Below are 20,895 nucleotides of genomic sequence, written 5' to 3' on the forward strand. Positions count from 1 at the left end.
TGGAAAATAAAACATGAAGTTATGCATTGTTCTTATTACCGTTTAGCAGAAGTCGATTCTTGTAAGGCTTCTTTCTCCACTTTTTCCATGAAATCGTGCACCACTTTATCGTTGTTTTTATCACCCGCAATCTTTAACATAACTTTACCTAAAAAGTTAACGCCCTTATTTTGTCCGGTGTAGACAAAGCGTGTAGTCGTCTCATCGATCTTAATCATTGTAAAGGCTGCTTCGATTTCAAATGCTTTACCTAGCGTAAAAGCTATTTTTTGATGCTTTCTGTTTTCTGTATCTTCATATTCACGATATTCTACTACATATGTTTCTACTCTGCGGCCTTCCTTGTATGATTGTTGATAAGTAGACCCCACCATACCTTCCTTTTTTTCAATCGGTGTATGCTGTACCACGTTCGGCATAATGCGCTTCAGGTTTTCATCATCAAAAAGCGCCCAAACCGTGTCGATGTTAACAGGTATTACTCTTTCTTCATTCCAAGTAATCATTCTTCTTCCTCCTCTTTTCCCCATTGCAGGAACTGATCTATTTCTTCTATTGTGTTTTTTAAATCCTCTATTTTTTTTTCGATGCCTAACTTTTTTTGAATAAGGATGGTTTCTAGATTCTCAAATGACTCATCTTCCATAACGGTTATCATCTCTTGGATGGTAAAATTAAACTTGCGTAAACTTACGAGGATCATTGCGATTAAGTATGACCCATTATCATAATACCGGTAATTGTTTTTAGGATTGATATACGCAGGTTCTAATAGTTTCACGTCCGCATAATACCTTAATGTTTCCTTAGACAGCCCCGTCATTTTTGAAAACTCACTTACTTTGTACATCTATTGTTTCACCACCTGCAAACCCATCATAAACCATGTTGTGCACCACAGAGTCAACACTGTTTTCTAAAGATAAATGAAATACATTCCTAATTTAAATTTAAAATCATTTATACGTTAACTTGAATAGCTAGAAGAACAGTGTCAAACTTAAATGAAGATTATAGGATTTGTTACTTTTAAGAGATTTACAAAAGTATACCATTTGATACATATACATTTAATTTATTTTTATCTAAAGAGCGGAGGTTTATTGATGAATGAGATTTTTTCAGAAACCGTTACCATTCATGGCAGTGTAAACGATGTTTGGTATTATTTTATCCATCTAGAAGAAAATGCTTCAAAATGGATGAAAGGCATTCCTTTCATTGAAAAAGAAACCAAAGGTGACATAAAAGAAGGAACAAAATTTGTATTCCAAGCTAGAGGAAAAGAACATTCTACCATTCTTACCGAATATGAACCGATGACTAAAGCTACGTTGACCTCTATACAAGGAAATTTTCAGGCTGATTACACGTATATGTTTTTACAAGAGAACGATTTGACGAAAATCACTCTTGTCGCAAAATGTGACACGAAAGGATTTTCAAAGTTATTAACGCCAGTAATTAAATGGGCAATTAAGAAATCGGATGCCGGTCAATTAGAAAACCTAAAACAAGCATTTGAAAATAGATAAAATAAAAAAGTACTTTAAAGGAATGTATAAGGCGTAGGAGAACTATTAAATAAACTGATAAAAAGGTGGATGCTAAAATGAACTTTAAAAATTATGAAGAATTCTGGCCATTTTATCTTTCACAGCATAGCAAGCCATCAACGCGAGCGTGGCACTTTGTCGGTACGTCTTCTGTCTTTCTTTTTATTGTACTTGCGATTTGGAAAAGTCTTTGGTTTTTATTAGCCGCACCCGTTGTAGCATATGGAATCGCTTGGTTCAGTCACTTTTTTATTGAAGGGAACAAACCCGCTACGTTTGGACATCCATTTTGGTCATTGCGTGCTGATTTCCGTATGTATCGCCTGATTCTGTTTGGACAGTTACAGCAAGAGTTACATAAAACAAATCAAAACACCCCTCTCTAAACTAGAGATGGGGTTTATTTTGTGTAAAGCGATAAAAACGAAATTATAAAAAACCCACCGATTCTGGAATCATATCCAGAACAGATGGGTTGTGAGCTATACTTAATATTGTCATTTTATGTGATAAATTTTAGATATTTTTATATTTAATTTTTAACATCTCTTATATCTTAAGTTGTCGTAATTACCACTTATTATAACTGCTTTTGTCATTTTTCGTCGTACTTTAATAATTAATATTTCAACCGATTCAGCTTATTTTAGTAATTTTGCTGTAAAAGATCAGTAAATATAAATGCAATATAAAGTGTTAGTAAGGTAATTACTATTACTTTAGCTTTTCCCATAAATAATATGGAAAATCGTAATTCGCTAATTTATTACTAAAATGTCCTGGAACGTTGATATAAAAAAATAGCATACCAATTAAATTGGTATGCTTATTTAAGCTATAATTTTAAATTCTCTCCCTCAGAAGAGAACCCATTAATTTAGTCTATTTTACTTTTTCTTCTCGTATCCTTTTCCTATTACTGTCTTTTTGTCTTTAGCAACATATACCACAAGTTTTCCTGTAGAATCGTCTTCGGTATGGTTAAAAGTTACTGTATAAATCGTTTTACCGATTAATTTTTCGCCTAATTTTTGACCTAATTCTTCACTAACAGTTATTTCTTTGACTACGGAGTCTTTAGGAGATACTGGAATTTTATTTTGCTCTTCATTTGTTAAGTAATTAAAAGCAATCATTTCTATCGGCAACTTATCATTTTTAAATAAATTACACCCAGTAATAAGAAAAGTAAGACATATAACAATAGAAATTTTAATTTTCATCTTCAAATTACTACTCCTTTTTAATCGATTAGTTAATTAAGTTACTCCACAATCCTGCACGTTTGCTGAATAAGTTCAATAAAAAAGTGCATTTCACCTTCTTTAAGAAATGCACCTGTTTGCTGAAAAAGTAACCTTGTAGTAAGAGTTGAATTTTATAGAATATCTTCTACATTCGGGCGCGATTATTGAAGAAAATTATTATTTTTAAATGACTGTATTGCTAAAGTATTCTTATTTATCAACTTTATAAAACCCCCATCCAAAACAGGAGGGGGGTATATGTATTGGAATTATTAAACTTAAACAACTTATAACCTTGACAATTCCTTATTGCGGGTGGTGACAGCTTCGCTGATCCTACCACGTTGGGGAAGTCTACAATTTGTCAGCCGAGTTTTCCGGAAGTTTACACTCACTCTCTGTGCAATGACCTACGGGGACGATCAACCGACGTTCAGCCACAAAATCATAACAGATTTGACCTAAACCTAATGCAATCAGTAAATACAAGAACGGAAGAAGAGGCATTAATATCGGTATTCGTTGAAATATTGTTTTGATACCGTATATTCCAATTGTTATTTTACCAGTTGATAAATTTTTAACATGCATTCTTTGATTTAAAGCATCAATATCAATGCCATTCACTTCATTATTCCTGAAATCAACGAATGATAACTTTTTTATCCAATCTAGTTGTTGGAGTTTGGCTTGCACACTGCAACAAAATGGACAATTTCCATCAAAGTAAACTTCAACTTTATGATGCATCACATATCTCCCACTTTTATTCGGTAGTTTATTCACATCATTATTATTTACGATACAAAGATTTGTTGCGCATCACTAGTGTTGCATTAAAGTCGTTTGGATATAGTTTTCGAATTATTGTGCCGCGCCGCATTGCAGGCATCTCAAGAGTCCTGTGAGGAAAAAGTCGGTGGACACGGAGGTGCAATACCATGTTTCAGTGAAAATGACTTGCAGACTATTGATTTGTCACTAAGAAATTCTCTCTTCGCGAGAAAGTGATTGTCCATATTTTTTGGGTAACAACACGCACTGTAGGAATACGCCAAGAAAAGCAAGTACCACAAAAAACGACCAAGATAAGGAAATATTCCTTGTTAATAAGTATCCTACAATGACGGGACCAATTGCGTTACTAATTCCAAAGAGTAGCTGATAATTAGAAATACTTTGCCCTCTTTTCTCAGCCGGACCAATTTCCCCCACAATCGTTGCAGACGCTGGATAAAAAAGTTGTTCTCCACAACTAAAAAAAAGAATTCCAACAAATAGAAGTGGAATAAAAAAGTTCAAGTGTTCAGATCCTAAAAGCGCACTTCCTAAGAAAATGATATATGAGAAGCCTAAAACAACCGAACCGACGATCATTTTATTCATATCACTTAAGCGACGTGTAAAAAATAACAGAGGGATCTGAAGGACTAGAACGGCCAGGCTATTTACTGTAAATAACACACCGGCAATCCAGCTAAGGTCCGGACTTATCTCCTTTGTAAATGCTGGCAATGTGAATACTAATGCAACGTACATAAAGGTAATTGGTGCAACTGCTACCAAAAAACGCATTAAGTTTGGGTCGAATGAAAAACGAATCGCAAAAGCTTTTTTGGAAGTCGGTTCTTTTTTTACCTTTGGTTGATTGCGCAATGGAATTTTTGCAATTAAAACGGCTGCAATAAGAAAACTGATTGCATCAATGAATATTAAGGTCTTATAAGCAAATGGTGTATTGAATACTGCAATGATACCTGTACCTATGAGCATACCTAAAGAATTCCCTAAATTTCGTAAACTTCGAGAACTCCCAAACCACATAGTTCTACTCTCACTGGGCACAAGTTGTGTGATGATCGCTTGGTTCGCAACTGGCCACGCACGTTGTCCCCAGATAACAATGGTCATTGCGATTGTCACTCCCCAAATATTATGGAATATCAAATATCCTAGAGTTCCAATCCCTCGAAACAAAAAACTTGCAAGAGCAGCAGGCTTTGTACCTAATCGATCCACGATCATACCACAGACAGGAATGGCAAGTATTCCAGCAAATGCACTGATTGATAGCATTTGACCCACTTGTTCCAACGAAAGGCCACTCGTTTCTAGAAAAAAAAGAACTAAAAATGGCATGGTTAACCCTGTGCCGAATGAATCTAGAAACAATGCCCCTAGAAATGGCCCACTCCAAGGTTGGGATTGAACTACTTTCTTTATTGTCGAATACTGAAACCAAGAACTTTTAATGTTATTTCCTCCCTACCCTAGTACCTTTTGCTCAGAAGTAGAAGCAAGAGCTTTTGGAAGGACAATTTTAAAATCTGTCGGTACGTTCTCACTTAGCTCGATACCCGCGCGAGCATATGGACCTATTTCATCTTTTTGTCCCGCTCCTGTCACATACATGGGCACTTCATGTATGCCATCAATACCTAGTTTTGATTCAACTAAACTCTCCTTAAAAGCTCCCGTCATGAATACGCCTAATTTGTGCGCTGTTCCCGTTAACAAAAAGTTTTGAGCGTAGTGAGTAGTTTCATAATGCATAAGTCGATAAATGCGTGCGCCTTTGTATTTCCATTTAAGTCGATCTATAACACTTGTATAAAAAATTGTAACGGATGCATCAAGAAAGTAGTCTTGGCCATACAATGCTTCATTTAAAAAAGATTTAACATCCTCCTCTTTTGAAATAAGATGCAGGGCGTGGTGTTTTTGACAATAATGATAAATTCCTCTTTCCAGACCTTCGCAATTATTTATGACCGGATATAATTCCGTTGCATGACGACCTCCTGGCGAAGGAGCAACCTTCTTTGCAACTTGTCCAAAGAACCGAGTCGAATTTTTGAAGAGGATTCCGCCTGTATAATACAGAAGATCGGAAAGTTCTTGAAGCTTAATTGATTCCTGCAAAAAGTTTCGATAGGATCTTCTAAGTGTTAATGCATCGGAAAGTGTCATGTTTGACAAGTTGCTAGGCTTAGGCAAAGTGATTTTTGATTTTTCACAGTTACATTTGTATGTGGGAGGATGTGGCTCGGAAGACTTCATAAATTCCTCACCCAGTTCATCAGCCGACTTATATTTGGCATCACGACTTTCCAGATGGACAAACCAAGTGGATTCTCCCCAATCTGCCCACTCCCTAACTATTTCCGTGGTTTTTGATTGTTTTTGTTCGTTCACAGAAATGAGAACACCGACATCAATCAACTTATTAACTATAGCTCGTATTGTTTTTTTGGAAATGTTTTTTTCTAGCCTAGGTAAAGTCTCTTCTCTGTTTCCTGTGAATGCAGAGACAACACACATGACTTTCGAGTCAATTTCGAAACGACGATGTTGAGAAGGTAACCTCAAATGAGGCTTCTTATTGACGTAAGTAATAATCAAGTCTGATGCAAGTATGTATTCATGGATATCTTCCATTAATTTCTCTTCCCCCTTTCTTTAACTATGCTCTCCTATAGGGAGACAGATCTCTATTCCTTCAGGTAGTACTTGTGCATATTCAATATCTGATCGCTTATTCTCATCGGGCACAATATGGCCGATACCAGAGACGTACATCGCAACTTCCCGAATCCCACAAACACCCAATTTCTCTTCTATCACACTATCCTTGAATGCTGCAGTAACAAAACCACCCAAATCAAGAGCAGAGCAGGTAAGTAAAAAGTTTTGCGCGTAATGGCCTGTTTCTAGATGCATGAGCCGATAGACTCTACTGGTCTTATATTTCCACTTTAAACGATCTAAAACACTTGTGTAAAAAACTGTAACTGCGGCATTCAGGAAATAGTCTTGCCCATATAAGACTTCGTTTAGAAATGGCTTCACGACTTCCTCTGCCTCTATAAGATGCAAAGCGTGGTGTTTTTGACAGTAATGGTACACACCGCTTCGTAAACCTTCACATGCATTCACAACCGGATAAAGCTCTGTTGAATGACGTCCACCCGGAGAGGGAGAGGGCTTTTTGGCTACGATTCCATAGGAGTGTGTGTCATTTGTGAAAAGAATCCCACCAGAGTAAAACAGAACATCGGCTAAATTTTGTAGTGAAATTGGCTCTTCAGAAAATCGTCGGCAGGTTCTCCGTTGCATAAAAGAGTTGACCAAAGTTTGATCTAAAAGTTTGCTGGGAGTCGGTAGTTTGATGCTAGATGAAGTGCAGTTGCACTTGAAATATTGTGGTGGAGGAGATGACATTTTTCTGAATTTATCAACATTTTGTAAGCGACCTTCTTCAGTGGTTTCAAATTTTGTATCTTTTGTTTGCAAATGAAGGAACCAAGATGATTCATCCCAATCTTGCCATTCAGTTACGATTTGCTCAGTAGCCAGATTATCTTCAGTTTCCTTGTCAATAAGAATTCCATTTTTGACCAAGTGATCGATAATACTGGTTACCATTGATTCTGAAAAAATCGGTTGCAAGCTTGTGTCTTCACTCGAAAACATGGAGATAATCTCGCATACCTTCCAATCAACTTTAAAAGTGCGTTTTACAGACGGCAGAAGCAATTGCGGTTGTCCATCTGGATAAGTGATGACTAAATCAGGTGCTAAATAATAACGGTGCAATCGTGACATTTTCTCAAACCCTTTCCAAGCAGGAATAGTAGTAAGAACCACCTGATTGTGGTTCAGGTGGTTCGGTTCCGCTCATGCCAATCCTCAGTCGGACGGGTGCATAATAACGTTCAGTTCTTTCTGTTCGTCAAAAACAAATGTCTCTTCTTTTACTGTATTAGCCAATTTACCCACCTCCTTACATTACTGGTACCTATATTAACTAGGTGTTAATATTAAGTCAAGATGTAATTTATTGTAATTTATTGTGATTTATTGTAATTTTTCAAAAAACATTGTAGTATTAATTTAAGATAATTTGTAATTTTCTATTAAATTTCTGTAGAAATCTGTAACCGAAGCCGACTTCATAGTTTATTTTGTCCGGCAAGAATTAGTCTAGGTATGTCGAGTAATTGGAGGAACATCCATGATAAATCTGGTTCGAATGAAAGAAGAACAATATAAAAGGTTCTTCGAGGAGACAGTCAGAGAGTATGCCGAAGAAAATGTAAAGGAAGGCAGATGGACACCATCAGAATCGATTGAACGAGCAATCAAAGAAACAAATGAACTATTACCTAAAGGGATTCAAACGAATGGTCATTTTCTGTGTTCATTGCATCACGAAGTAGTAGGTGCAATAGGCACGGTTTGGTATGCAGTCAAAGAAAACAAGGGTGAGAAATCAGCTTTTATTTACAGCATTCAGATATACGAAGAATTTCAAGGCAAGGGATATGGAGAGCAGGCACTTATTGCATTTGAAACTGACCTTGCCTCGATGAATGTAAGTTCAATCGGGTTACATGTTTTCGGGCACAACAAACGTGCATATCAGTTATATACGAAGATGGGGTATATTCCAACAAGCATTAAGATGAAAAAACATCTCAGAAGCAAGTGAAAACTAAACTCGTATTATACTTGAACGATAGCAAGTCAGGAACAATCATTAGACTATTAAGTAGTCTTCCGAACTTTAAATTATAATCCATATGATTAGGCACTTAAAAATGCCTTTCTTTTAATGGGTCCAGGAATTATCGACACTATGACAATGGTGAGAATTTATCCTTGAGAGGGGTATGACGATGAATATGGTCACGCAATGGTGGCTGTTCGAGATGGCACCGGTGTCCGGGGTGCTTCGGGCGGTCTTCTATACTGGCTTGCTGGTGTTGTGTTATGTCGACTTCCCGTCGCCGCTGCAGGCGGCAAAGATTATAGGCAGCACCCAGCGAGCCTTTTACACACCGGTCTTGGCATTGCGGCTACTGGGCCTCCGCTGGGTTAGTCCACACGTGCTGTCGGTTGTGACTAAACTGACGATCGCAATGTGGATTGCGGCCGCGGCCGGGTTCGTCCAGCCGGTCACTGGGGTACTGACGTTCCTGGGTTTCGCGTTCCTGCATATGGTCAATGCTGGTGCGCTAGGCGCCCATCACTCGAAGCACTCAGCGCTGTACGCGTTGCTGGCCCTGTGCTTCTCGGTGTCATACGACTTCTCGCTGGACGGTCTACTCGCCAAGTACGTGAACTGGCCGCTGCTGGTGCCCGATCAATCGGCGTTCACTTCGGGGTTCGCCCCGCTATTGCTGCTATTATTCCTGTCCTACACGATTTTCGCCGGCGGAGTGTCCAAGCTCCTCTACGGTGGCCTCGGGTGGTTAAATGGTGACGCATTGCGGTTCTATATCAAGTACTCGCCGTCCCTCTGGCCCTTCATGACCCGACTACTGGTGAATAGCCCGGTGTTGTGCCGGGTGTTAGCGTCTCTGACCGTGCTGATCGAACTGTCGGCCCCTGTCGCGATCTTCGTTTCCTCGTGGCGGGTTCCGTTGATCGTATGCTGGATTTGGCTGCACGTAGGCATCCTGTGCGTGATGCGTCCCAAGTACTGGGTGCAAATGTGGTGCTACCTCCTTCTGATTGTACCAAGCCTAACCGACCATGCGAGCATCGCCTCTAATGTTCCCTTGGGGGGGGCGTTCACCGCCGTGGGACTACTCGCAGGCGTGGTCCTGATCACGGTACTGATACGACAGTCCGAGGAGTGGCCGTTCACCTCAGTGCCGATGTACTCTAATGGTCTTACGAAAAACGCTGTGCGAGCACCCGCCGAGTCCGAACTGTACGATCGCGCCGTACGTGCTCACCGAGGCCAGCACCGGGCGTGGCAACGGGCGTGGTTGCCTGTAGAGGTCATGGAGGACATCCTGGTTCGATCGACCAATGATGGCAAGCGGCACCGTCTGTTCCAACTAATACTCGAGAACAAGGTGGCCAAGTTTGTCCGCTGGCCCCAATACACCAAGGTGGTGCGCGCTACAGCGATCGCCGATCTGGCAGCCAAATCGGCGGACCGTGTTGAATTAGGTGTGTGTGGCCCGGACTACCAAGCGACCCTCCTGCTGCAAGAGGTCGCATTGATCCTCAAGAACGTGCTGCCGGACTGGGAGCGGTATGACCGCATAGAACTAGTGTGTCGCACCGACTCTGGTAGTGTAGTAATTGCCTCGGTGCCGCTGGGAACGCAGGAAGTTCGAGGATCTAGCGCCCCGCAACAAAGATCCGAAAGCATGCGATGAGAGCGATACGGTAAACCGTATCACAAATAGTGGTAAAGCGGATAATAAAATTGAATGTTGAGGTAACAATATTAAGAGCTTGAACTTATGTATTCGTCACAAGTGGATAGAAGGGAAAAGCCTAGTATAATAGGGGGAAAATGGGTAACCCTCTCGATGGTAAATAGGGTTACTCATTTTGCGTTTAGTTAAACTTAATCAAAATCTAGGTTTATTCGACATAAATCGAGAGCTCCATTGTTTAATCTTTTTCATTTTTCATTGGTGTAACGGCTTATAGTATTAGATGGCTCAGAGGAATTAAATATAAATTTGCCTTTATCAAAACTTTTAAATTTACTTATACTTCTTCGCCTATTTTAGAAAGGCTTTGCATTTATTGTTTCAAGCAATTTTTGATTTCTGTATCAACAAAAACTCTAAGTTCAGGATATCTACGTAAATAATCCACACCTAATTGAGCTTCCTTATTAATTCTTGAATAAGCCAGTTTGAAGTTACCTTCGTTTATAATTTTTGAAATTGCTACTTTGTATTTTATTTTATACTCATTTAGCATATTAGTATGTAATATTTCATTAGTCATTTTAAAATTTGTTTTAATTAAATCACATATGTCAGGATGGTTTTTCTTCAGGGTACTGTGAGTTGTACCTAAGAGTTTAAAAAGCACTCTGCTATTAGGTCTAATATTATCCTCAATACAATGCTTAATATATTCATTTATTATTTTTTTAAACTTCGCCTTTTCTTTTAATAGGTGTTCTCTTTTTTGTTGGTTTATTGCATTTACTACTATTTCATTTAACCCATATTTTCTTAACGTTTTTACATTAATATCTATTCCCTGGGCAACCATTTCCAAAGTTAAGAGCCGGTTTTTCTTTAATATATCATCGAGAAATGATTCTACTCTTTTTTTCAAAATTATTTTCAGCTCTTTATCTTTATTTATTTTCCTATCGCGTTTAAGATCAAAAAAAAGATACCGTTGAATTTCAGTAGTATGATAAACGAAAAAAAAATTAATATCATTCCAACCGTACTGTTCCCTTGCCATTGATCTTAAACACAGAACAGATTTAGTTTTTAGAATTAGCTTTTTTAATTGCATTTGTTTTTGATTTAAATTTTTTTTGATATCGTTTGCTTCCATGATATTTATTAGTGAATGATTTAATAAGTATCCAAGAAGAAAGTTCATTCTAAAATCACTTAGTAAGTTATTACATTTATAAAAATCATCTAGTTTTTTAATACCATAAAGGTTTTGTGAATAAACTTTATAGTCTTGAATTATTTTATCAATGTTTTCCCAATTATTATTTTTTTTATTATAACCATACGTTAAATTACATTTTTCACATATAGTTACACGTTTATATTTTAGTACTCTACCCATCTCTGCCTTTTTTAAAGTTCCTTTTTTATTAAATCCTTCACACCATGGAGCTAAACAATCTCCTGATTCATCAAAAGTTATCCCCTTAATTTTCTCGATAAAACTTGAAGGTACTTGCAGCTTATAAAAGTCTTGAAGTTCGACGTTAAAATATCTTAGTGTTCTAAATAAATTTATTGGTGTTAGATTTCGGTTTTTTTTAAACTTGGCTCCTTTCCTTATACTTGCTATTAGGTTGTTATAAAAATCTTGAAAAAAAGGAATTGGTATATATTCTGTTTGTTTTTGTTGATGTATAAAATATATATATTTAATTACTAATGAATCTTCAGTGGAATACCCATTAATTATTGGAGGTTCTATATGTTGGGATAATAAAAATGACCAATCATTGTAAATCCTTTCTTGTTCTCCAATTTTATCAAGTGACAATAAATCTTCCATATTTACATTAATAATGGGGTTTTTACATTGTCCACAAATGTGATTTAGCATTAAATCTTTTTCATTGTATTGAAATTCTAAACCGCATTTTCCACAGCTTTTCTGCAGCTTTACTAAATGTTCGTTACATATATCAATTTCTTTCACTTGCCAAATCAACTTAAAATATTTATCTTTACTTATACAAAGAGGACACACTTTCCTCACATTAGTCTCAAATTCCTTATTTAACATATTTATAAATAGATCGAATTTTGTATGATAAGGAACGATAGTGAGGGATAATAAGCTTTCAATTGATAGACCTGTAAGGTTAGCTAACATTTCGATATTATAATTATTTTTTATAGATAAATCTAAGTTGATAATTGTATACCGTTTTTTTCCAGGTAATACAACAGTATTTGCTAGGTTAATTAAATTTGTTTTATTCTCATTTGTTAATCTATATAAATAACTTGTTAAGCTTTCTCCTACCTTAGGTTTTATTCTAATAGTAAACATTTGACCTTCCTTTATGACTTCAATTATACAAATGCTGACGGGCATGTTTTTGAGTATCTAACTTGTACGAAATATAGTCTGTAAGTTCCGGATTTTTTCTCCATAGAATAGTCCTGTTAAAATTAATGTGTTGATACAAACTTTTTGAAGTGATTTCTGGTTCTGGGATTGTCTCAAAATATCTATCTACCTTCCCGTATATTTCTTCTTTTAACTTTTCCAATCGATATTTTTTTTGTTTAACTTTGTATTTTTTAATAATCTCATTAAATCCCCAATTCCTGATCGTCTCAGCACACACATTTAATTCCTTACAAGTATTTAATAATGTAATATCGCTATTTAACTCATACATTTTATTTAACAGATTAATCAAAGTTTCTTTTCTATCCCTGTCTTTTTCATTTATATTTTCTTTTGGTTTTTCATATTCAAAAGATGATCTAATGGTATCAATATGATATCGATATGTTAGAAATTCATCATAACTACTCCAACATTTCATTCTCTTTATATCTTTAATCTTGCCCCCATTACCCACTTCTTTTATAAACATTTCTAACTGGTTTTTTTTAATTTCTACAGAGGGTATCGGGTCACAAATAAGAGGAATCCTAGTTCGAAAAAATGCCAATACTCTTCTCAACTTTTCATTTGTAAGATTAAGTAGACTACTTAGCTGAGTAAAGCTGTACTCTTTATTGGGAACCACTATAATTTTTTTATATATATTTATGAAATTTGTTCGTTCTACAAGATCATTCATCTCGTTAACGGCGTATTCACATCCACATGAAGAACAAAACATATAGTATTTAAGAACTTCACCATTTGTTTGTCTTCTCAATGAAACTCCTGTCTTAACCAGCGAACCTTCCTTCTGATAAAAGTTACACCATGGAGCAAGACATTGCTGCTTTCTATATTTAGGAATCTTTTCACACAGTATAGTGTTGATGAACTCTTTAGGTACTTTCATATTGAAAAATTCTATTAAAGGAATGTTATGTGAATAAAGAATATCTATAATTGTTTGAAGATGAACAATTCTTTTCTGACTTAACGAACTTCTACTAACTTGTAATAAGTTTGCTAATTTATTCTTTGAAATCTTATTTTTAATATTTGTGCGATTAAATTTTGTTTCAAATCCATTCATTATAAATAAAAGCTTGAAAGCTACTTCTTCAGGACTTAAATAAATTAATTGTTCATCAAGCAGCACCTTAAAAAAGTAATATATCCACTTTTGCTTTTCTATGTTTGTCTCTATTAGGTCCATTTTTTGTTTTGATAAATCCGCATTACAATTTGGACAAAATCCAATTTTATGAACTACTCTTTTATCAATTGAACAATCACATTTATCACAACGATCGTTTAAAGCTATTTTATGTTTTAAACAAATTTTCAAGTTATTTATCTCCCAAAGTAGGCGATAATACTTTTGCTCTTTAAGGCACATAGGACAAAATTTTAAGGTGTCTGTGAAAATATTAGAAAAAAACCTTGAGTGAGTTAAATCATTATTTGGAGTGAAATGTACTAATCCATAATAAAATGTCATCTTTAATGGATCACTACTTTGCCTACTAAACGTTTTCCATTTTTCAATTTCAATCATTTTTGTGGGATTAATATTAATTATCCCTAGTTCACTTGCTTGTATGTTTTTAACCACACCCACATCATTATTTAAAAAAGATATGAGGTTAATATGATTACCCTTAGAAACTCTCATCAAATAACTTAAAAGTGATTCATCTGAAAAGGGATTAACCTTTATAGGTAACTCAAACAAAATTACCACTCTCCGTTTGTTTTTTATTAATTCTTTCCAAACAAACGGAGAAGATTTCCTAATAAGTTAAATTATCATCAAACTTATCTCCCTGAATTATTTCAAATGCTTCTTTTATTACTTTCGGACTTAACCTAAAGTGTGATATATCATGACACTCTTCATTAAAAAGTCCTAGCATATCGTACGCTTCTTGGATTATAGGAATCAAGAACCCTAGTTTACCTTTACAAAATAAATGTAGTAGTTGTGGATACTTCAAGTTCAAATCTCCAAGTCCAATTTTTTGGGGTGGCGCCAAATGTGTCTCTATTTCTTCTAATAGTCTACAAAACTCTTCGTCACACTTCTCAAAACGATTTAATGATTTAGGTCTATATCTTGACTTGTATTGGTCATCTAATTCTCTTAACTTTATTGCTTCAGGAGTTCCCATAAGAACAAGAGTAACCTTTGTTTTATTGGCCATCTGTTTAATTGTATCCATGGCTTTACTAGCGTTAAATCCTGACGTCAAAATATTATTCACTTCATCAATAATTACCATCTTTACTTCTTGTCTTTTCATTAAATAATATGCCCTGGTTTTTAAATCATTTATTTTAGGTGCTCCTTTTAATCTAGGCGATCCCAAAGCATCTAATAACTCATGATAAAATTCCATGAGCGTAAAAGGATGTGGAGTTTCCATATAGATTACATGTTTTACTGTTATTTCTGTTTCGTCAGATTCAGTAATAACATACTCTGGATATTTTTTTAGATATATCTCAGCCAGTTTTGTCTTACCAATATTAGATGGGCCTGTAACAAATAAATGCCTTGTCTTTCCTGGTCTTTTAATATGAGAGTCCATTATTTTAAAAATTGACTCCATCTGTGGGTGCAACACTTGGATATTCTTTACTCTTTGGACAAACTCTTTGTGGGGATTCATGAAACTTTCCTCCATATCCATATATTTATTTACTCATTCATTAGTTGATCTTCGTATGCTTTCATAGCTTCTTCCAATAATAAATCAATAGATGCTTCTTCCTTGGTTGAAATGTTAATTGTTGTTGGTATCTTTACATCAATGTCTAGATTCATTCTTTTGGCTTGTTGCCTAACGCCACGATTACGTTTATATTTTTTATTTATTACTTCTTGTAGAGCTGCCTTCGCATATAAGAGATCTTCTTCAGAGACTATTTTATTTCTCTTGATACGACCTTCTTCTGCTAATGAATTAAGTAAAAGTTTGTATGTATATTGATTTATACCCTTCAATACATCAGCAGAAGGAGAATAGCAAAATACCTTTACATACTCACTAGATTCAGGAAGTTGAATATAAATATAAGAAATATCATCAATATCATATTTCACTTTATATTTAATCTCTCTCTTATTAATCAATAGAGACAAATCACTTTTTCTATATAAACGGTTGTCTAATCTAACTCCATCTCTTGTGTATGGTTTTAAAACTGTCGGTAACAATTCAATTTTAAATACTTCCGTCTCATCTTCTGGTACAAATTCTGGATACCCGCTTAGCTGTAACCCCTCATAATAGCGGACTATAGGTGTATTAGATTCTAGAGGAAGACCTCTATGTTCCTCAAAATGATAAACATCTGTAATGTATCTTGTTAATATTTCAGTGATATCCTCTAATGTTAGAAGTGCATTTGATTCAGCGTCATACTCGCCTAAGTCCTGAACATTACTTTTTCTAGTACCTTTTAATTGATGGATTAATTTCATATTTATTGTTCTAAAAAATCTTTCGATTGTACCACCATATCTAGGGGTTGCAATTGGTCTAAAACGTATATTTGATTTAAGCACTTCATCTACTATTCTTTTAACCTCTGCATTATTAAATTCTGTACCATTATCAAATACTATACTTTGGGGAATTCCAAATAAATCCCATTCTTTTAAAGTATTATATTTCTCTTTTGTACCCTTAAAAAGAACCCCTTGTTGAATTGCTTTCCTTACTTTATTTGCAGATGGTGGCTCAAAAGAAATATGTAAGCACCATACCATTCTTGTATAAAGATCAATACCTAAAGTGATCCAAGGTCGTCCAGTCACATTTCCTTTTTCATCTAATACATCTATATCTAACTGAGTATGATCAATTTCTACTACATGGAGTGGAAATAAAGCTTCTTCATTTGCATATCCTCTTATTACGTCCTCGTATTTTTGTCCAGCTTTTGTTCCATATCTCATTCTTTCAACTATTTTAGAAGGAATTCTGTCCAAAAGTTTATAAATTGTAATTTCTTTAGGAATTTTAAGCTTCATTTTTAAACATTGAATTGCAATTAAATCATATATTTTTCTTTTGCTAATTTTATGTGTGTTTAGATACTCCTTTTCAATTACAGATTTAATAATAGAGACATATTTTTCGTCGAGACGTGTATGAAGAGTATGTATGATAAAGTCTGGTTTATTAGGATGACAGAGTTGAATCACTTTGTTATCCGTACGATATTTATACCCTTCACCCCCTTTGGGTATTAAACCTTCCTCACCTTTATTTGGTTTTATCTCATCCATCTTTTTATAATTTGATAAATACCGCTGAATAGTCCTTTTTGAAATTTCAAAATGGTATTCTAATTTTGTAAGCAGCTGTTCTTGATTCAAGCGTTCAACATTATCGTTTTCATCTAACAAATGTTTATAATTTTTTATAAACTCTACATATGCTGTAAAATCACCAGACTTTAACTTTTCAAATACTAATAAGGGACGGATAATTAAGAACCGTTTAGATACTTTTTCTCTTTTGTTTTCATTAAGGGTATCTAAAATAGAATAATAACTCTCATTATCTTTTTCGATAGTATTCAAAATATGATTGCTAGGGATAAAAGAATCATTCGTTATTAAATCATAGTAATTAATAATTATGGGGTCAGTCTTACCATCCTTTTGAAATATGGTAATATTGGGAGGATTTAGAGCGTGTATAATGAACTTGAGACCGGAATATTCGATTTCTGAATTAATTTTCAAACTCGTAATTTTCACTATATCTATTCTCCTCTAAAATATTTAGTTGCTCTATAATTGATCCAATCGCAACTTCACTTTCCCTATTAATATTCTTTTTTAGATCCACCCAAAGAGACCCATTTGCTATTAGATAGTATATAGCAGGTAATACCATTAATTTTTCATGGCTATCTTCTAACATATTTAGTAAATTTTCTATTGTTATCACACCTTCGGAATTTACTTTGCTAATGATGTCGCCTACAAGACTCTTAAAATAGCTTCTTTCTTTACGATTACTGTGTAAAAACTTTATATTTTTCATAATGACTTTAGGGATGTTTACAATATCAACAACTTTATAGTTCCAATTTTGTTTTGCGGAATACAGTTCACAGTATTTATTAATTAACACTTGTCTTTTATCTTCCAAAATTTCATATTTAACCTGAAATAACGTTGGATATGTTTGATCTTCCCATCTTACTAAAACATCCGGAACATGTAGCCAAAACCCACTTTCTCCCTCTTTGTTTTTTGTTGGAATTTTAATCTCTACTGGCTGAGGATAAAAAGCTTGAACATTGGGATTTAAGTCTAGAAAAAAATAAAAATAACATTCACTTAAAGATTCATAGTGAATAACGTTTTTCATTTTACTACTATAAAACGACCCAACAATGTGGGGGACACTTCTACTTTGTTTGTTATTCACTTTCCGAACGGGAGGATAACTTGAATTTTTCATCCTTTAACTCCTTTATCATTATAGTTATATCTATATTATGTATAGATTTATCTATATTATTCAATGTGTAAAAAGTAATAATTCTTTATAGCACAAAGTCCCTACTCTAACTATTGATAAAATTTACTGATAATATAAAAACAGCTATAATTTTTAATATATTTAACACCTGTAGGAGTTAAATATAGGGGCGATTAAAAAAGTTTGAGAAAGGGTGTTTGTATGTGCGATATCGCACTACGCTATAAGGAATTAAGGGAGGTGAATAAACTCAATCAAAAAGAGTTTGCTTTTAAGATTGGTATTAAACAGAGTTCTCTTAGTGATATTGAAAAAGGTAAAACTAGGCCTTCTGTTGATACAGTAATATCTACTAGTATTACTTTCAGCGTATCAACAGATTGGATACTTTTAGGGGACCAAAGTAAACTCATTGATAATAAGAATAAAAAATTATTGACTACATTTAACCAATTGCCTATTAAAGATCAAGAAGAAGTACAAAAAATTATCGATATTAAAATACAAAACACCTAGTAAAAAATCTCGCGTATTAGCGAGATTTTTTACTAGGTGTTTTATTCTAATTTTTAAACTCCTAATTTTTTACAAGGATTGTTTTATTTTTTGTCGAAATATAGAAAAAAGGAGGATAATGATGAAATATTTCGTTTTATATACTGTTAATGCAAATATTGTTGATGAATGTTATTTAAAAGGGCAATCAACAGATTATGTGAAAAAGTGTATAGATAAATATTCTAACGGGTTTTTATCTACTAATAAATGGACATTGATTACCTCAAATATTGATTATGGTTTTTTAAGGGAAATTGATCACAAGGAATTACCGTTATTATCAAAAAAGGATTTTGCTATAATTGACGAACTAAATAGTTATAACTTTTAGAATGTTGGCTTGTAAATCGTTATTTATTTTTAAAAAACAAACGACATTTTTAAAGTCGTTTGTTTTTAATAAACTTAAAACACGTTCACCGTTATTAAAAGTTTTATGGTTTATCTGGACTTTTAAACGGTCCAAAAGAACTTCCCTTTACTGAAATTAAGTTTGATACCCCGAATGTGGAAGGGTTTAGGATACGTACAGTTGTTAACTTGACGCCAAGCCGAAAACCCTGTTTAAAGCTGTCCTGGGTAATGATTAGAAGCAGAGAAAGAAGGGAATAGCTATCATTTTTTATAAGCCAATTATTAAATGGCTTTCAGTTATACCTAACACAACATTCTTGCTTTATGGCAATTCAGGCAAACCAAGCTCTTTTAGAAATTGGTTGTGCTTAGCCTTAGCCTTGCTAATGGTATCTTCTATTGTATCCAAACTCTTTTTTACATCTGCAAGGTCAATAATTTCTTCTTCCGCAGCCGTACTAACATATCTTGAAATGTTTAAGTTGAAATCATTCTTTTCAATTTCTTTCATAGATACACGGCGAGAGTATTTTTTGTCATCTTCTTTTCGATATTGATATGTTTCAACTATTTTGTCGATATGCTCTGGCAATAGGACATTTTGCCGTTTACCTCTGTCGTAGTACTCACTTGCATTAATAAACAGCACGTCATCAAATTTTTTACATTTTTTAAGCACAAGAATACAAACCGGAATACCTGTTGAAAAAAACAGGTTAGCAGGCAAACCTATAATCGTGTCAATATTCCCATCCTTGAGTAGCTTTGTTCTGATTTTCTCCTCTGTTCCAGCACGGAACAGAACACCATGAGGCAAGATAATTGCCATTGTTCCCTCATCACTTAAAAAGTGAAACCCATGAAGTAAAAATGCAAAGTCGGCTGCTGATTTTGGTGCAAGGCCGTAGCTTTTAAAGCGGAAATCCTCTGCCAGAGTATCGTTAGGCGCCCAGCGGTAGCTGAAAGGCGGATTGGCTACTACTGCATCACATTCCAACTTTTTTGCTGGGTTCATCTCAGTGAGAATGTCCCAATCATTTAGCAGTGAATCTCCGTGAAATATTTTAAACTCGGAATCTTTAAGCCCATGTAGAAGCATATTCATACGAGCAAGATTGTAAGTTGTTATATTTTTTTCCTGTCCGTATATCTGACCAATACTATTAGCACCAAGCTGCTTCCTAACATTAATAAGAAGCGAGCCGGAACCGCACGCAAAGTCAAGTACGTTTTTGAGTTGCCTCTTTTTACCTGTGCTTGGGTCTTGGCTATCAAGTGTGACTATTCGAGAAAGGATGGTTGAAATTTGCTGGGGCGTATAAAACTCTCCTGCTTTTTTACCTGAGCCCGCCGCAAATTGCCCAATTAAGTATTCATACGCATCACCCAAAAGGTCACTTTCATTAGGGAACTCCGATAATCCATCTGCAATAGCAGTTATTATTGAGCACAGCGTTGTATTGCGTAATTCATAATTCTTTCCAAGTTTGTCAGAGTCGAGGTTAACCTCAGAAAATAATCCGCGAAACGTGCTATCAAAGGATTCGTTTTCTATAAATTTGAAGCCTGCTTGCAAGTTTTTCAAAAGATACTTATTTTGTGTGCGAGCCAATTCATATATATTACCCCAGAGATAGTGTGGTTTAATTACAAAATGAACCTTACGTCGCATTTGCTTTTCAAACGTAGCCACTTGATCTAAATTGTTGATATACCACACAACAAGTGGGGTCAACTTTTTGCTTTCCAACAACACCTCATGTTCTTCAATTATTGTGTTTTTTTCCTTGCTATCCAATTGCTGTTTATTGAAATAGTCTGTTATCTGTTCTTTCAATGCGTTAATAACATCATCCTGATTGGCAGCAACTGTGATTTTTTTTATTTCTTCTTCACATTGTAAATAATCGCTGCCAAGTTCTTTCTTTGCCGCCTCTTCATAATTATCTGAAAGATAGCGCAGGAAGAGGAAAGACAGCATATAATCACGGAAGTCATCAGCATTCATGGACCCGCGCAATTTGTCAGCAATTCCCCAAAGTGTTGCGCCTAATTTTTTTTGTTGTGCATTCATTGTTTTGC

General features: G+C 35.0%; 19 protein-coding genes. 6 read left to right on the forward strand and 13 right to left on the reverse strand.

What is annotated here, in order from left to right:
- Nucleotides 1-35: 35 nt before the first annotated feature.
- Both KUV80_RS16845 and KUV80_RS16850 read right to left on the reverse strand, forming a co-directional pair.
- The gene (locus KUV80_RS16845; RefSeq protein ID WP_222463903.1) at nucleotides 36-506 is read right to left on the reverse strand and encodes an SRPBCC family protein; all 471 of its coding nucleotides are present in this window, start codon (nucleotides 504-506) and stop codon (nucleotides 36-38) included.
- Nucleotides 503-850, reverse strand: coding sequence for a MerR family transcriptional regulator (locus KUV80_RS16850; protein WP_222463904.1), 348 nt, complete (start codon nucleotides 848-850; stop codon nucleotides 503-505). The genes KUV80_RS16845 and KUV80_RS16850 overlap by 4 nt, the downstream gene beginning before the upstream one ends.
- Before the next feature lie 256 nt (nucleotides 851-1,106).
- Here KUV80_RS16850 and KUV80_RS16855 point away from each other — a divergent pair, with 256 nt between their 5' ends.
- Together KUV80_RS16855 and KUV80_RS16860 are read left to right on the forward strand one after the other, a co-directional pair.
- Complete coding sequence (locus KUV80_RS16855; protein WP_222463905.1) at nucleotides 1,107-1,535, forward strand: SRPBCC family protein; 429 nt, start codon at nucleotides 1,107-1,109, stop codon at nucleotides 1,533-1,535.
- Between the two features lie 77 nt (nucleotides 1,536-1,612).
- Nucleotides 1,613-1,942 carry a DUF962 domain-containing protein gene (locus KUV80_RS16860; protein WP_222463906.1) on the forward strand — a complete coding sequence of 110 codons (330 nt, stop codon included), beginning with the start codon at nucleotides 1,613-1,615 and terminating at the stop codon, nucleotides 1,940-1,942.
- Between the two features lie 501 nt (nucleotides 1,943-2,443).
- On the opposite strand, the gene KUV80_RS16865 is transcribed toward KUV80_RS16860, so the two are convergent.
- The 5 genes from KUV80_RS16865 to KUV80_RS16885 all read right to left on the reverse strand — a co-directional run bounded on the left by KUV80_RS16865 (nucleotide 2,444) and on the right by KUV80_RS16885 (nucleotide 7,408).
- Complete coding sequence (locus KUV80_RS16865; RefSeq protein ID WP_222463907.1) at nucleotides 2,444-2,779, reverse strand: hypothetical protein; 336 nt, start codon at nucleotides 2,777-2,779, stop codon at nucleotides 2,444-2,446.
- Nucleotides 2,780-3,157: 378 nt separating this feature from the next.
- Complete coding sequence (locus KUV80_RS16870) at nucleotides 3,158-3,553, reverse strand: thiol-disulfide oxidoreductase DCC family protein (protein WP_222463908.1); 396 nt, start codon at nucleotides 3,551-3,553, stop codon at nucleotides 3,158-3,160.
- A gap of 231 nt (nucleotides 3,554-3,784) precedes the next feature.
- Nucleotides 3,785-4,975, reverse strand: coding sequence for an MFS transporter (locus KUV80_RS16875; protein WP_276516680.1), 1,191 nt, complete (start codon nucleotides 4,973-4,975; stop codon nucleotides 3,785-3,787).
- A gap of 93 nt (nucleotides 4,976-5,068) precedes the next feature.
- The gene (locus KUV80_RS16880) at nucleotides 5,069-6,241 is read right to left on the reverse strand and encodes a SagB/ThcOx family dehydrogenase (RefSeq protein ID WP_222463910.1); all 1,173 of its coding nucleotides are present in this window, start codon (nucleotides 6,239-6,241) and stop codon (nucleotides 5,069-5,071) included.
- A gap of 21 nt (nucleotides 6,242-6,262) precedes the next feature.
- Nucleotides 6,263-7,408: a SagB/ThcOx family dehydrogenase gene (locus tag KUV80_RS16885; protein WP_222463911.1), complete on the reverse strand. Its 1,146-nt coding sequence runs from the start codon at nucleotides 7,406-7,408 to the stop codon at nucleotides 6,263-6,265.
- Nucleotides 7,409-7,817: 409 nt separating this feature from the next.
- Between KUV80_RS16885 and KUV80_RS16890 the strand changes: the two genes are divergently transcribed.
- Nucleotides 7,818-8,294, forward strand: coding sequence for a GNAT family N-acetyltransferase (locus KUV80_RS16890; protein ID WP_222463912.1), 477 nt, complete (start codon nucleotides 7,818-7,820; stop codon nucleotides 8,292-8,294).
- A 187-nt stretch (nucleotides 8,295-8,481) separates the two neighbouring features.
- Nucleotides 8,482-9,978, forward strand: coding sequence for a hypothetical protein (locus KUV80_RS16895; RefSeq protein WP_222463913.1), 1,497 nt, complete (start codon nucleotides 8,482-8,484; stop codon nucleotides 9,976-9,978).
- A gap of 376 nt (nucleotides 9,979-10,354) precedes the next feature.
- On the opposite strand, the gene KUV80_RS16900 is transcribed toward KUV80_RS16895, so the two are convergent.
- Genes KUV80_RS16900 through KUV80_RS16920 form a run of 5 tightly spaced genes read right to left on the reverse strand, consistent with a single transcriptional unit; the run spans nucleotide 10,355 to nucleotide 17,880 of the window.
- Nucleotides 10,355-12,328, reverse strand: a complete 1,974-nt coding sequence (locus tag KUV80_RS16900) for a TniQ family protein (RefSeq protein WP_222463914.1) — start codon at nucleotides 12,326-12,328, stop codon at nucleotides 10,355-10,357.
- A 19-nt stretch (nucleotides 12,329-12,347) separates the two neighbouring features.
- Nucleotides 12,348-14,129: a TniQ family protein gene (locus tag KUV80_RS16905; protein ID WP_222463915.1), complete on the reverse strand. Its 1,782-nt coding sequence runs from the start codon at nucleotides 14,127-14,129 to the stop codon at nucleotides 12,348-12,350.
- Nucleotides 14,130-14,187: 58 nt separating this feature from the next.
- Nucleotides 14,188-15,066: a TniB family NTP-binding protein gene (locus KUV80_RS16910; RefSeq protein ID WP_222463916.1), complete on the reverse strand. Its 879-nt coding sequence runs from the start codon at nucleotides 15,064-15,066 to the stop codon at nucleotides 14,188-14,190.
- A gap of 29 nt (nucleotides 15,067-15,095) precedes the next feature.
- Nucleotides 15,096-17,168 carry a Mu transposase C-terminal domain-containing protein gene (locus KUV80_RS18865; protein WP_222463917.1) on the reverse strand — a complete coding sequence of 691 codons (2,073 nt, stop codon included), beginning with the start codon at nucleotides 17,166-17,168 and terminating at the stop codon, nucleotides 15,096-15,098.
- Nucleotides 17,143-17,880: a TnsA endonuclease C-terminal domain-containing protein gene (locus tag KUV80_RS16920; RefSeq protein ID WP_222463918.1), complete on the reverse strand. Its 738-nt coding sequence runs from the start codon at nucleotides 17,878-17,880 to the stop codon at nucleotides 17,143-17,145. The genes KUV80_RS18865 and KUV80_RS16920 overlap by 26 nt, the downstream gene beginning before the upstream one ends.
- Nucleotides 17,881-18,102: 222 nt before the next feature.
- Between KUV80_RS16920 and KUV80_RS16925 the strand changes: the two genes are divergently transcribed.
- Together KUV80_RS16925 and KUV80_RS16930 are read left to right on the forward strand one after the other, a co-directional pair.
- Nucleotides 18,103-18,417, forward strand: coding sequence for a helix-turn-helix domain-containing protein (locus tag KUV80_RS16925; RefSeq protein ID WP_222463919.1), 315 nt, complete (start codon nucleotides 18,103-18,105; stop codon nucleotides 18,415-18,417).
- A gap of 121 nt (nucleotides 18,418-18,538) precedes the next feature.
- Nucleotides 18,539-18,790: a hypothetical protein gene (locus KUV80_RS16930; protein ID WP_222463920.1), complete on the forward strand. Its 252-nt coding sequence runs from the start codon at nucleotides 18,539-18,541 to the stop codon at nucleotides 18,788-18,790.
- 345 nt (nucleotides 18,791-19,135) lie between these two features.
- On the opposite strand, the gene KUV80_RS16935 is transcribed toward KUV80_RS16930, so the two are convergent.
- Entirely contained in the window at nucleotides 19,136-20,887 is a 1,752-nt protein-coding gene (locus KUV80_RS16935; RefSeq protein WP_222463921.1) for a type I restriction-modification system subunit M, read from the reverse strand.
- Between the last annotated feature and the right edge of the window lie 8 nt (nucleotides 20,888-20,895).

Origin of the sequence: Fictibacillus nanhaiensis (genome assembly GCF_019801215.1) — a bacterium.
GTDB lineage: Bacteria > Bacillota > Bacilli > Bacillales > Fictibacillaceae > Fictibacillus > Fictibacillus nanhaiensis_C.